Source organism: Erythrobacter sp. K21-9, from assembly GCF_055808355.1.
Genome location: NZ_CM147866.1, coordinates 339,039 through 352,235, shown reverse-complemented (window position 1 = coordinate 352,235; position 13,197 = coordinate 339,039). Strand labels below are relative to the sequence as shown.

Annotated in this window: 9 protein-coding genes and 2 pseudogenes; 4 read left to right on the top strand and 7 right to left on the bottom strand. The window is 62.0% G+C overall.

Features of this window, described 5'->3' with window-relative positions; genetic code table 11:
• Positions 1 to 3 precede the first annotated feature (3 nt).
• Complete coding sequence (locus AC0L39_RS01875) at positions 4 to 765, top strand: GntR family transcriptional regulator (RefSeq protein WP_473260298.1); 762 nt, start codon at positions 4 to 6, stop codon at positions 763 to 765.
• 8 nt (positions 766 to 773) lie between these two features.
• Here AC0L39_RS01875 and AC0L39_RS01870 read toward each other — a convergent pair whose 3' ends face one another.
• Genes AC0L39_RS01870 through AC0L39_RS01850 form a run of 5 tightly spaced genes read right to left on the bottom strand, consistent with a single transcriptional unit; the run spans position 774 to position 5,685 of the window.
• The gene (locus tag AC0L39_RS01870; protein ID WP_473260296.1) at positions 774 to 1,874 is read right to left on the bottom strand and encodes a CaiB/BaiF CoA transferase family protein; all 1,101 of its coding nucleotides are present in this window, start codon (positions 1,872 to 1,874) and stop codon (positions 774 to 776) included.
• A 23-nt stretch (positions 1,875 to 1,897) separates the two neighbouring features.
• Complete coding sequence (locus AC0L39_RS01865) at positions 1,898 to 3,115, bottom strand: CaiB/BaiF CoA transferase family protein (protein WP_473260294.1); 1,218 nt, start codon at positions 3,113 to 3,115, stop codon at positions 1,898 to 1,900.
• Positions 3,116 to 3,135: 20 nt separating this feature from the next.
• Positions 3,136 to 4,335 (bottom strand): acyl-CoA dehydrogenase family protein, encoded by a 1,200-nt coding sequence (locus AC0L39_RS01860; RefSeq protein WP_473260293.1) that lies wholly within the window; start codon positions 4,333 to 4,335, stop codon positions 3,136 to 3,138.
• Between the two features lie 23 nt (positions 4,336 to 4,358).
• Positions 4,359 to 4,868 (bottom strand): MaoC family dehydratase, encoded by a 510-nt coding sequence (locus AC0L39_RS01855; protein ID WP_473260291.1) that lies wholly within the window; start codon positions 4,866 to 4,868, stop codon positions 4,359 to 4,361.
• Positions 4,861 to 5,685: an HpcH/HpaI aldolase/citrate lyase family protein gene (locus tag AC0L39_RS01850; protein ID WP_473260289.1), complete on the bottom strand. Its 825-nt coding sequence runs from the start codon at positions 5,683 to 5,685 to the stop codon at positions 4,861 to 4,863. The genes AC0L39_RS01855 and AC0L39_RS01850 overlap by 8 nt, the downstream gene beginning before the upstream one ends.
• A gap of 144 nt (positions 5,686 to 5,829) precedes the next feature.
• Here AC0L39_RS01850 and AC0L39_RS01845 point away from each other — a divergent pair.
• Both AC0L39_RS01845 and AC0L39_RS01840 read left to right on the top strand, forming a co-directional pair.
• Positions 5,830 to 6,399: pseudogene (locus AC0L39_RS01845) on the top strand (DUF1838 family protein); the annotation flags it as partial.
• Between the two features lie 79 nt (positions 6,400 to 6,478).
• Positions 6,479 to 6,643: pseudogene (locus tag AC0L39_RS01840) on the top strand (DUF1838 family protein); the annotation flags it as partial.
• A gap of 213 nt (positions 6,644 to 6,856) precedes the next feature.
• Here AC0L39_RS01840 and AC0L39_RS01835 read toward each other — a convergent pair.
• Both AC0L39_RS01835 and AC0L39_RS01830 read right to left on the bottom strand, forming a co-directional pair.
• A complete protein-coding gene (locus AC0L39_RS01835) occupies positions 6,857 to 9,352 on the bottom strand; it encodes a TonB-dependent receptor (RefSeq protein WP_473260288.1) in 2,496 nt (831 codons plus the stop codon).
• Between the two features lie 131 nt (positions 9,353 to 9,483).
• Entirely contained in the window at positions 9,484 to 9,849 is a 366-nt protein-coding gene (locus AC0L39_RS01830; protein ID WP_473260286.1) for a hypothetical protein, read from the bottom strand.
• A gap of 510 nt (positions 9,850 to 10,359) precedes the next feature.
• Here AC0L39_RS01830 and AC0L39_RS01825 point away from each other — a divergent pair.
• Positions 10,360 to 12,918: a TonB-dependent receptor gene (locus tag AC0L39_RS01825; protein WP_473260284.1), complete on the top strand. Its 2,559-nt coding sequence runs from the start codon at positions 10,360 to 10,362 to the stop codon at positions 12,916 to 12,918.
• Positions 12,919 to 13,197 lie beyond the last annotated feature (279 nt).

Sequence of the window (13,197 nt, the reverse complement as noted above, 5' to 3'; positions counted from 1 at the left end):
GGATTGGCGACCAAGCCCACCAACACGAAAAAGAAGCCTGCGCGAACGCCGCGCTACTTGCAACTTGCCGGAGAATTGCGCGAAGCGATCCTTGCCGGAGATTTTGCAGACGGCAAGCAGTTCCCGACCGAGACGGCGCTTTGCAAGCGGTTCGACGTCAGCCGCTTTACCGTGCGAGAGGCGCTGCGCAGGCTGGAAGCCGAAGGGCTGATCCAGCGGCGGCGCGGTTCGGGAACGACCGTGCAGCCCGCAGCGGCAAGGGGCGGCGCCTTGCACCAGCCGCTGTCCAATGTCGGCGAGCTGCTGCAATATGCGCGCGACAGCAAGGTCACATACGCTCCGAGCGAATGCGGCGCACTTCCTAAAAAGGTCGCCGAGCAGATCGCCGATCCGACGTCCGGCGAATGGAGCTGTTTTCGCGGCGTGCGCCGTCACAGCGACGATGCCTTGCCGATCGCCGTCACCGATGCGTATTTCCATGAGATGCTCGGGGATGCGATCGGGGAGCTCGACCTTGCAGCGGGCACCTTGTTCAGCCAGATCGAAAAGCTGGCCGGGGCGCGGATCGGAAAGGTCACGCAGGATATTCAGGCGGTCGCCGCCGATACCGATACGGCCGCTGCGCTGGAAATCGACGAGGGCTGTCCGGTGCTGCGGATCCTGCGCTGCTATTACGATCCCGAAGGCCAGATTTTCGAGATTTCGATGAGCCATCACCCCGGTGATCGCTTCGCTTACGCGATGCATATCGACGTCGAGGGGTAGGCGCCGCATCATTTGTCGTGCGCGCCTTTTGCGGGCACGGCTCCGGGTTTCCAGTCCTCCCCGGCAAAGCGGATGGCCGGAGCGATGTGTTTTCCGCCGCCGTCGCTCTCCGCCCACAGCCCACGTTCGGCAATGTGCGGTTCGTCGAGCGCTTCGCGAAAGTCGAGCACGGGCGAGAAGGCGACGTCCTTGCCCTCGAACCATTGCACCCATTCCTCGCGGGTCTTGCCTGCAAAGGTGGTGCGCAGGAATGCGATCAGTTCGCCCTGCTCCCCGGCGGGCGCTTCGGCCAGCGGGAGCAGGTCTTCGCGGCCCAGCGCGCTCAGCAGGTTGCGCGCAAACTTGATCTCGCGCCCGCCGAGCACGACGTGCTTGCCGTCTTTCGTGGAATAGACTTGGTAGAACGCCGCGCCTCCCAAAGAGCGCTGCGAGGCCGATTGGGGGCTGTCGCCTCCGGCAATCGCGCTTCCCGCAGTGTGCGCGCACCACGGGAGCAGACTGTCGAACATCGCGCAATCGATATACGCGCCCTCCCCGCTGCGATCCCGGTCGACAAGTGCCATCAGCACCGCTGACAGTGCCGTAAGCCCGGCGGCCATGTCCGCACTCGGAGCGCCGGGCACGACCGGCACACCGTCCGCGCCGTCATTGACCGAGAGAAACCCCGCAAGTGCCTGCACCGCCATGTCGTGCGCCGGATGGTGTGCGAGCGCTCCGTCCTGACCGAAGGCGGAGATCGAGCAGTAAACGATGTCAGGCTTGATCGCCTTCACGCTGTCATAGTCGAAACCCAGCCGCTTCATCACGCCGGGACGAAAGCCTTCGACGAAAACATCGGCAGTCCGGGCGAGATCGCGCAGAGCCGCCTTGCCGTCCTCGCTCTTCAGGTCGAGCACGACGCTTTGCTTGCCGCGATTGAGGTTGGCGAACCACACCGAATGCTCGGTATCGCCGTAAGTATCGAATGGCGCTTGTTCACGCGCAGGATCGCCGTGCGCAGGCTCGACCTTGATGACCTCCGCCCCCTGATCGGCCATCATCACCGTCATCATCGGACCGGGGAGGAATTGCGACAGGTCCACGACCCGGATGCCCGACAATTTGCCCATCTTATCCGTCCGCTCCCGCTTGTTCAGACCACACCGCTTTTGCGAAGCTGCGCAATTTCAGCCTCGTCATAGCCGAGATCGGTCAGGACCGCGTCACTATCTGCACCCAATAGCGGGGCGGCGCGATTTGGCGGACGCTCGCCATCGAATCTGAGCGGGCTTGCGAGCACGTTGAGGTCCGGCTTGTCCGGATGGGCAACGCTGTCACGCATGCCGATTTCGTCCAGCCACGGATTATCGAGCGCATCGCCGAGCGTGTAGACCGGCGCGACCGGAACATGCCCCGCGAGCAAGTCCTGCCAGTACGCCATCGGGTGCTGCGCGAATTCCTGATCGAGCGCCCGTGTCAGGTCCTCGCGATTGGCCAGCCGGTCAGCATTGCCGGCAAAGCGCGGATCGTCCTTCAGGTCTTCGCGGCCCATGCGGGTGGTCAGGATATCCCAGAACTTGGGCAACTGGCACATGACGAACATCCAGCCGTCCGCCGCCTTGAACATCTGGCTGGGGGTGGCGGTGGGATGCGCGCTGCGCGGCGTGCGCTGGGTCTCATCGCCGTGGTTCATGTACCACAGCGCCGGATAGCTGGTCTGGTGGACTGCCGCCGAAAGCAGGTCGGTGTCGACATCGCGGCCCTTGCCGCTGCGCTGCGCATCGACCAGTGCGCCAAGCAGGCCGATGCAGAAGATCGTCCCGGTGATGAAATCGACCATCGACAGCCCCATGCGCTGAGGATCGCCGCCGGGTTCGCCGGTCATCTGGCAATACCCTGCCTCTGCCTGCATCAAATAGTCGTAGCCCGGCCATTTCGCGCGCGCGTTGTCGCGGCCATAGGCGGACAGGTGCGCGCACACGATCGCCGGGTTGGCTTGCCTGAGCGCGGCATAATCGAGCCCGAGCCGCGCGGGCAGATCGCCGCGCATATTGTTGGCCACGACATCGCTAGTCGCCGCCAGCTTGCGCAGGATCGCCTGACCCTCATCGCTCCTGAGATCGAGCGTGAGCGAGCGTTTATTGAGGTTGAAGCTCTGGAAATAGGTGCTTTCGCCCGGTCGCAGGAAATGCGGTCCGACCGCGCGCGCGGTGTCCCCGCCGCCGCGGCGCTTGCCATCGGGGCCTTCGCTGCCGGGCGGCTCGATCTTGATGACCTCCGCACCCATCTGGGCAAGGAACATCGTGCCATAGGGTCCGGCGCCGTATTGCTCGGCGCTGATGACCCGAAAGCCCTTTAGCGGAAGGTGCATGTCGCCCGTGCCGCCCGGTTTCAGATCTGGTTTTCTTTGAGATGCTGCTTGGCGATGATCATCCGCTGCATTTCGTTGGTCCCTTCCCCGATGCACATCAGCATGGAATCGCGATAATAGCGCTCGATGTCGTATTCCTTGGAATAGGAATAGCCGCCGAAGACGCGCATCGCCTCCTGGCTGTTTTCAACCGCCGCTTCGGAGGCGAAGTATTTCGCAATGCCCGCTTCCTTGTCGCAGCGTACGCCTTTGTCATAGGCCTCGGACGCGTCCAGTGTCAGCAGCCGCGCAGCGCGGGCGCGGGTGACCATCTCGCCGAGTTTGAGCTGGATTGCCTGGTGCTGCGCAATGGGCTTGCCCATCGTCTCGCGCTGCTGCGCATATTCGGTGGCGAGCCGGAGTGATCCCTCGGCCAGACCCACGCCGCGCGCGGCGACGTTGATGCGGCCAAGCTCAAGTCCGCCTGTCGCCTGGAAAAAGCCCTGTCCCTCGACCCCGCCAATCAACTGGTCGGCGGGGATGCGGTAATCCTCCATGATCAGTTCGGCGCTGTCGATTGCCTTGTAACCGAGCTTGTCGAATTTCTTGCCTGTCGTCAGGCCCCCACCATTTTCGTCGGACCGTTTGTCGGCGATGAACAGGCTCATGCCCTTGTAGCGCGGATCGGCGTTCGGATCGGTTTTGGCCAGGAGCGCGAAGGCGTGACCGTTCAGCGCATTCGATATCCATGTCTTGGTCCCGTTGAGCACGTAATCGTCGCCGTCGCGCTTTGCGACGGTCCGGATCGCCTGCAGGTCGGTCCCCGCATTCGGCTCGGTCAAGGCGAGCCCGCCGCGAATTTCTCCGGTCGCGAATTTCGGCAGCCACTTCATTTTCTGCTCGGGTGTCCCGAAGCGCTCGACAGCGGCTGCCATGATGAGATGCGAATTGAAGATACCGGTGATCGCCATCCAGTGACTCGATATGCGCATCACGATCTTGGCATAGGTTGTCGCCGGCAGGCCCAGCCCGCCATATTCCTGCCCTATGGTGGCGCCGAACAGGCCCATTTCTGCCATTTGCTCGACCAGTTTTTCCGGCCAGATATCGCCGTGATCGTGGTGCTGGATCACCGGAATGACCTCGCGCTCCATCCAGCGGTCGATGGCGTCCATGAATGCGCGTTCTTCGTCCGGGTCGATGGTGCGGATCTGGTCTTCGAGATTTGCGGCGGTAGCCATTTTCGTTTCCTTGAGGGGGTGGATCAGTCGTCGAGCGAGCCGAAGCCGCGCTTCCAGACAAGCACAGTGCGCTTGTAATGACTTACGATGTCGCCGTGCTGGTTCTTAGCGATGGTCTTGAACGTGACGATGCCCTGTTCGGGGCGGCTCTTGCTTTCGCGCTTTTCGAGCACTTCGCTTTCGCAATAGACCGTATCGCCGACAAACAGAGGTTTGACCATGCGAACCTCGTCCCAGCCGAGATTTGCAATGGCTTTGCCGCTGGTATCGGAGACGCTCATGCCGGTCATCAGCGCGATGGTGAAGGGGCTGACGACCAGCGGTTTGCCGAATTCAGTGTCCTTCGACAGCTCGTAGTCGAAATGAGCGGGATGCGTGTTCATGGTCAGCAGCGTGAACCAGACATTGTCGGCATCGGTGATCGTGCGTCCGGGGCGATGTTCGTAGACGTGGCCCTCTTCGAAATCCTCGAAGTAGCGCCCCTGCACCTCGCGGAACCGTCCCGGTGAAACTTCGATCACGCCGTCACGCATTAACCTGCTCCTCAGCCTGCGCGATGACCGCGCGGTATTTCTTGATGAAAGGCGCCTCCAGCATGCGCCCCTTGAACCGGATTGCGCGCTGGCCGCCTGCCTCATAGGCGGCGAGCGCTTCACGCGCTTCGGTCACTTCGGCTTCGCTCGGGGCAAAGGCCGCCCGGATTGCCGCTACTTGCCGCGGGTGGATCGCGGCCTTGCCGGCAAATCCGATGGCGCGGGCGCGGGCGCATTCTTCGGCAAGCCCGGCATCATCTTCGAGCCGGATGAAAGGTACGTCGATAGCAGGCTTGCGCGCTTCGGCGCAGGCGAGGATGAAGTGCTGGCGCGCGGCGAGCAGCGGCTCCCATTCAAGTTCGACGCCCAGTTCACCGGAGAAATCGCCGCCGCCGAACATCATGGCCGCAACCTTGGAATGCGAGGCAATGTCCAGCGCATGGCGCAGCCCTCGCGGTGTCTCGACGAGCGGGACGAGATCGGGGCAGGTCTCTCCAAGCGCTCCTGCAATAATCGCAATTTCCGCGCTCGATTCCACCATCGGGACCAGCATGGTCTCGGGCAGAGCGTCAGCTTCCACCAAACCGGCAAGGTCGCGGATGCCCGCAGCGGTCGCCACTGCGTTCATCCGGATGGCCCAGCCTTTACGCTCCTGGGCAATCTGGCCGAGTGCGGCATCGCGCGCGCTCGGCTTGTCCCCGGCGGCGACCGCATCTTCAAGGTCGATTACGGTCAGGTTCGCACCCCCCGCCTTCGCCTTGGCAAAACGGTCGGCGCGCGATCCGGGAACGAACAGGAGGCTGGTTGCAGTGAGCACGGGTTTGGAGCTTCATCCCAATGGCGGCCCGAACAGCGGGCGAATTTGAGGCTTCACAATTTGTCCGGACAAATCTAAAGTCAAGGAAGAAATGCACGATTGTCCGGACAAATTCCTATCCGGCAATCCCTTGGGAGGGAACTGATGGAATTCACAAAGACGCTTTTGGTTGCAACCAGCCTGCTCGCCGGTCTGGGGGCGGTGGCTGGAACGGCGCAGGCCCGCACGCTCGATCCCGGCAATCCCGAGGATGCGCTCGAGATATCCAAACGCCTGCAATGCGGCGTCTCGGCGGACGAACCGGCGGTGTATCATTGGTCGGGCAATATCTATGGCCGCGCGCCGGGCGTCCGTGACAAGCTGCTGTTCAAGGGCGAAGGCATGAACATCCGGCGCTGCGTCGAGGTGACCGACCCGGAACGCGGCACCGGATGGCGGTTGATCAGCCGCGAGATCATGCTCATGCTCGACCCGGACACCGGTGAGGTCGTGAATGAATGGGAAAACCCCTATACCGGCGAAACGGTCAAGGTGATGCAGATCCACAACGACCCGGTAAACGGGCGCCCGAACTTTGCAGTCGGCAGCGATGGCGCGCCGTTCGAGCTTTCCACGCTGACAGAGGCCGGACCGTATGTTTTCATTCCGTTCGAAGTGCCGCTGTTCTACCCCAACCCGCTCGCGGGCGGTTACCAGCAATATGTCGGCAACATGTATCACGCGATGGAGATATTCGACTTCGCGGCGCTGAAGGACGAACTCTACGATCTCGACCCGGCCGACCGCCTATCCGATGATCAGCTGGGTCCGCCTGTCACCGTGGGCGCCGTGGATGGAGATGGGCGGACGGCCCGGCCAGATGGTGTTCAACGCGATGGGCCGCAAGCTGCCCGGCGGTTTCGAGGAATTGCCCGACGTGCTCAAGACCGAGATCAGGGCGAATTACCCGATCTACGAGCAGGCTCCGCCAGTGGATGACACGCGCCGCAACGAAACCACCTGGACCAAGTTCAAGATGCTGACCGACGCCGAGCGCGAAGCCGCTGGCACGCAGCCCAGCGAGGGCCGCGAGGAATGATCGCCGCGCGCGCCTGACTTAGAGGGCTCGCAATGAAAAAGGGGGCCGGAAGTTCACGCTTCCAGCCCCCTTTCGATTTGCGACCCCTACCGGTCAGTATTTTGCTGAGAGGACCACGCCCACGCGCCGTCCGGGACGAAGCCCGGCAATGAAGCTGCGGCGGAAGTCCAGGTCGCCATCGGCGTAGCGGATGATCTGCTGCACCGCATCTTCATCGAACAGGTTGTTGACGTAGAGCTGGATGCGGAAATTGTCGTTCTCTACCCCAATCCTCGCATCGACCTCCGTGGCATCGCCGGTCCGTGCAAGGTTGTGAACCTGCGCAAAGCTGGACGAGGTGTAGGTGAGGTTGGCACCGGCAAAGAAGTCCCAGTCGTCGGCCACGCCGATCTCGGTCGCCGAGCGGTAGCTCACGTCGAAGAATGCGCGATGCCGCGGGGCGCGCGGGATGGTCTTGCCGGCGATCGAACCGAACAGGCTCTGGCATCCGTCGACATCGGGGAACTGATCCCCGGTCGAGCAATTGACCAGGCGGTCGTCGGCCACATCGTTGAGCACGCCCTGGTTCTCGTCGAAGCCGCGAGTGAACTCGCTATCGGCGAGCGCATAATTGGCCGTCAACACAAGGCCGGGGCTGATCTCGCCGATCAACTCGGCCTCGATGCCCCAGACTTCCGCGTCGCCTGCATTGACGACCGCACTCACCTGGTTGGGCGGATCGGAGATATTCTGCGTGAGCTGGTAGCCTTCGATATCGGTGTAGAAACCGGCAATGTTGAAGATCACGCTGCCATCGGCGAACGCGTTTTTCAGCCCGATTTCGTAAGAGGTGTTCTCCTCTTCCTCGAACGTCCCGGCGCCCGCATTGCGAGCGTTGACCCCGTTGAAGCCGCCCGGCTTCTGCCCCTGCGCAAAGATCGCATAGAACAAGTTGTCGGGCGCGAACTGCCAATCGAAGGTCACGCGGGGCGAGAACTTGGTGAACTTTGCGCGAAATTGCTCGCCAGCCGGTCGCGGATCGCCTTCGTCGAAGTCGAACAGGGTTTGCTCGATGGTTTCTTCGGCATAGCGCGCTTCGAGACCGAGATTGATGTCGGGCGTGATGTGCCAGTTGACCGCGCCGAAAACCGCTATGTTCTCGATATCGAACAGGCTTTCGCTGCGATCGTTCGGAGTCGCCGGGCCGAAGAACGGGATGATGTTGTCGCATATTGGGTTTGCGGCGCACATCGCGATTTCGTTGCCGAACGCGGCTCCGAAGCTTGCCCCCGCGCGTGCCGCCGCATCGGCAGGCACTTCGCGAATGCTGAACCCGTCATCTTTCTGGTCGAAGTAGTAGCCGCCAAGGATGAAATCGAAGGCGTCGCTTTCATATACGAGCTTGAGTTCCTGCGAGATATCCTCGGTTTCGCCGCGATTGGCGAAGCTGAAATCGACCGTCGTGCCTACGAAAGCGAACGGAAAGATCGGCCCGGCCGGACCAAAGCCAACCGGCGCACCGCGCGGGAAACGCGCAAACACCGCCGTCTGGAAGCTGTTCGGCCCGTAATCGCCATCCGTCAGCAGCGTCTCCGTGCGGTTGTTGTAGCCGCTCAGCGAGACGAGGCGCAGCTCGTCGGTCAGGTCGTATTCCATGCGAAGGGATACGTTGTAGGTGTCCGCTTCGAGCCCGACATCCTCGGGATCGGCAAACTGGCGCGTGTAATCGGTGTTGATCGTGCCCGGCTCGATGACGCCGCAGAAATAGCGGCCTCCCCCGCCATACAGCGCGCCATCGTCGAACAGGCAATTGTTCTGGTTGGCTCCTTGCGCGAAAATCGCGGGCTGTCCGTCATCGGTGCGGTTGTAATAGCCGCGCAGCTGGGCGGTGAACGGCCCGCCATCGTCGAAGCGCAGCGCGCCCGATGCCGACCACGACATCTGCTCGCCGATCTTGTTGCCGTCGAACTGGTTCGTGTATTCGCCGCCGAACTCGTAATAGCGCCCGTTCACCCCGAGCGACAGGCCATTGCCGATAGGACCGCGAATGCCGGCGGTCAGCTCGTACCGATCGTGTTCCGCGATATCGGCGGTTACGCGGCCTTCCCAGGTGTCGCCGGGCACTTTCGAGATGATGTTGATCGCGCCCGAATAGGTGTTGCGCCCATAGAGCGCGCTTTGCGGGCCCTTGACGACCTCGACGCGTTGAATGGTATCGACGTCGTAATCGGCAAGGCTGCCGGTGTAATAGATGCCGTCGATGAAGAACGCGACGCCGGAATCGCCGAGGATATTCGCCTGGCCGCGTATGACCGGTCGGTTGCCGTCGCGACCAAAGCTGTCATCGAAGATGAGACCCGGCGTGGTCTGGGCAATGTCGGTGAGGTTGTTGAGGTTCAGCCGCTCGATCGCCTCCGCCGTTGCAACCGCAACGCTTGTCGGCACGCTTTGCAGAGTTTCCTCGCGCTTGCGCGCGGTGACGATGATCTCGCTATTTATCCCCGGCCGCGGCTGCTGCTCCGCTTCTTCGCCCGGTTGATCCTGAGCGGCGAGCGCTCCCGGCGTCAGCATGGTCGCGGCAAGCAATGCCCCGTAAGTCAGGCGTTTCATCAATTTTTCCTCCCATCGAACACCGGAATCCCACTTCCGGCGAATGTCCGTCCCAATCGCTATTTCTGCCGACCGCCGAAAATTTGTCCAGACAAATTTTCATGGGCCCGCGTCAAGCATCCCCCTGTGACTCATTCGAGCAACGGTTTCACGTTTCCGAGAAATGCGGTGATCAGCAGCAGAATGTAGACTGCCCACACCCAGATCCGGGTCTTGTCCATTGTGCGGCGCAAGGGAATCTCGGTTTCGTCGCTCGATCCCTGTTCCAGAACAGCGGCGAGCTGCGCGCCGACCGGCTTGAAAGCGACGTCGATCATGATGGCGGCGACGAAAATGAACCCAAACAGCAGCGCCTTCCACGCCAGCCAGTCGGGGGCCAGCGGCGCGCCCGCGATCAGGCTCTGCCCGCCAAGCCAGAGGTAGAAGCCGCCGATGATCCAGCGCAGCCAGCCTTCGACCTTGCGATTGCGCGCCGCGCGCGGGGTCTGATCGTGCATGTGCAGAATCCCACACGAGCCACAGCCAGAACAGGCCGATCACCCAGGCCGCAATCAACAGCCAAGCAGGCACGTCCCACCAATTACCCAGGTCGACGACGCTCAGCGACAGAGGGACCATCAGCGCCCAGGCACTGCGCGGGATCATGTCGATCTCGACCAGCAATTTGAGCAGAGCAATCCGTTGGTCGAGCGAATAATCCTCGCGCCGCCGAAAGTGCTGGCCGAGCACGAATACGCCGACATCCGCCCCCAGCCACAGGACGAACAGCAACAGGTGCGCATACACCAGCGCCGGATATGCAAGGTCGGAAATCCCCATCACTCCCCTTTCGCAAAACTGTTGCCGAAACGGCACTCGTAGCGACACATTCGGAAAATTTGTCCGGACAATTTGCACTTCTGTGCTTGACAAGCAAGAGGTTGTCCGGACAAATTTGCGGAAGGGATAGGAAAAGATGACCGGCGCGCGAGTAGCGACGCCGACATGATGAGGAAGGAATTGGGTTTATGACTCCGCGCACTTCAACGAAACTTGCGCTGCTGGGCATGTCATCCTGCATCGCCATCGCAGCCATCCCCACGTCGGCATCCGCACAAGACCAGGACCAGGCCGACGAGCCGCAGGCCGGTGTCTCTACCATCATCGTGACCGCCCAGCGGCGCGATGAAAACGTTCAGGATGTCCCCATCGCTATCAGTGCTTTCAACCAGGAAGAGCTGGAAAGCCGCGGCATCGCCAACGCGCTCGAAGTCGCGCAATTCGTGCCGAACCTTGTCGGCCTGAACAATACCGGTCTTGGCACGGCAAACTCGTATTACCTGCGCGGCATCGGCAACACCGAAAGTATCGCGACCTTCGATCCGCCGATCGGCACCTATGTCGATGACATCTACCTCTCTCGCCAGAACGCCAACAACCTGTCCTTCTTCGATGTCGAGCGGGTCGAGGTGCTGCGCGGTCCGCAGGGCACGCTGTTCGGACGCAACACCACCGGCGGTGCGGTCAATGTCTTCCTCACCGAACCGGGCGACGAATTCGCCGGTTATGTCGAGGCAGGATACGGCAGCTACGAACGCTACATGGCGCGCGCCTCGGTCGATATCCCGCTGGCCGACACCTTCGCGATCAAGGTCTCCGGCTACTGGCAGGACGATGAGGGTTACGCGATCAACAACCTCAATGGCGAGCGCACCAATGAAAACGATGGCTGGGGCGTGCGGCTTGGGCTGCGCGGCGAGCTGTCCGATACGGCGCGCTGGACCGGCTCGTATATCCACACCTATGCGGATTCGGCCAACGTCCTCAATTTCGATTGCGACCCGACTAACCCGTCCAATTGCGACGGGCGGTTCGTTTCGACCGGACTGGGCGAGAACAGCACATTCGACAGCGCGATCTTTGGCCCGCTCCTGACCGGACGCAAGAACGGTTTCGGGCTCGGCAATGAAGCGGAGATGGATTTCATCTCGAGCAATTTCGAGTTCGAGCTATCGCCTGATTTCTCGGTCAACATCATCACCGGCTTCGTCGATATCGGGCAGGATTTCGCGCTCGATTTCGCCGATGGCCGCGGCCTGCCAAGCACGTCGAACCCGGTGCCGCCGGTTACGGGCTTCACCTTTGGCGGGTTCACCATCGCCAATGAAGGCGAGCACACGCAGTTCACCCAAGAGGTGAAGTTCAACGCCTCGCTGGGCAATGGCTTCATCGATCTGGTGGGCGGCGTGTACTATTTCTACGAGGACAATCGCACCGATTTCGGCGACATTTTCTCGCTCAATCTCGGACCGGGCCCGTTCAATGCCCCCGACGGGTTCCCGCTGGTCCTCGCCGACCGGACGCTTACCAACACGACCGAGGCATGGGCCGGGTATATCCAGGCCGATATCAACCTGACCGAAGCGCTGACGGTGACCGCCGGTATCCGTTACACCGACGAGACCAAGGAATTCGACATCCGCGACAATCGCTCGCGGCTTGGAGGCGGTTTGTGCATTGCTGCGGCTCAATTCGGACCGTCGACCTGCATCGATTCGGTCAACCTGATCGCCACCAACGGATCGGCGATCCCGACCGAGCAATCGGTCGATATCTGGACCCCGCGCTTTGCCGTGAATTACGAGGTGACCGACGACATCCTGCTGTTCGCCTCGGCCACGCGCGGCTTCAAATCGGGCGGCTGGAACGCGCGCGGCACCTCGCCCAGCGAGCTGTTGCCGTTTGGGCCGGAAACCGCGTGGAGCTATGAAGTCGGCGCCAAGACGGAGCTGTTCGACCGGCTTATCCGGTTCAACATCACCGGCTTCTACCTCGACGTATCAGACCTCCAGACCCCGTCCGCTTTCGTGCGCAACGACGGATCGCTGGCGTTCATCACGCGCAATTTTGCCGATTACGAGAACAAGGGCGTCGAGGTCGAGATCACTGCCGTCCCTGTTGCAGGGCTGAACCTGTTTGCCGCCATCGGTTACCAGGACGATCAGTACAATATCGACGCAAACGCCCCCGCGCTGGATGCTTTCGGCGCGCAATCGGTTGCCGCGCAGCAGGCCAATTGCCTCACGCAGCTTGCCGCCGGGCTGCTCCCGAATGCGGCGGGCGCGGACAATGCGGCGTCGTGCGGCGTCGGTATTGTCGCACCGGACGGCTCGCTGGCCGAACCGGTCCGCACGCCCGACTGGACCGTTGCAATCGGCGGCAGCTACGATGCGGACTTCGGCGACTTCACTCTGACCCCGTCGATCAATGCCAGCTGGCGCAGCGATAGCGAGGTCGGGACGAGCGAGCTGACGCTGTTCGACCAATCGGTCACCGGACCATCGGGCGCGGTATTCCCGTCGAACACCCTTGGCCTCGGCAATCCCATCGATCCGATCAGCGGATCGTTCAGCGAAGCGCGCTGGATCGTCAATGCCGGCCTCACGCTCAGCAATGTCGCGGGCTGGTCGCTGATAGCCGAATGCAAGAACTGCTTCGATGAAGAGGCGGTCGAATCGGCGCTTGCCAATTTCAGCTACCTCAATCCTCCGCGCACCTGGACGGTCCGGGCGAAGTTCGATTTCTGATGCTTAGATCTGTAGCGGCGGCGGTGGCTTTCTCCGCCGCCGCTGCCTCTCCTCTTTCTGCCCAAGCCGCCTCGGACCACGGTGTAGAGCCTTGGTCCGAAGCCGTTGTAAGTGTCGCTGACCTCTCGGAAAGTTCGAGCTGGCTGGTCGAACATGGCGGGTGGCAAGTGGTTGCAGACGGCTCTCTGGCACGCGGCGAGCTCGATTACTGGAAGCTTCCAAAGGCGGTCACGGGCGAATTTCGCAAGGTCTGCGCGGCGCAGGCAATCACGGGCTGCG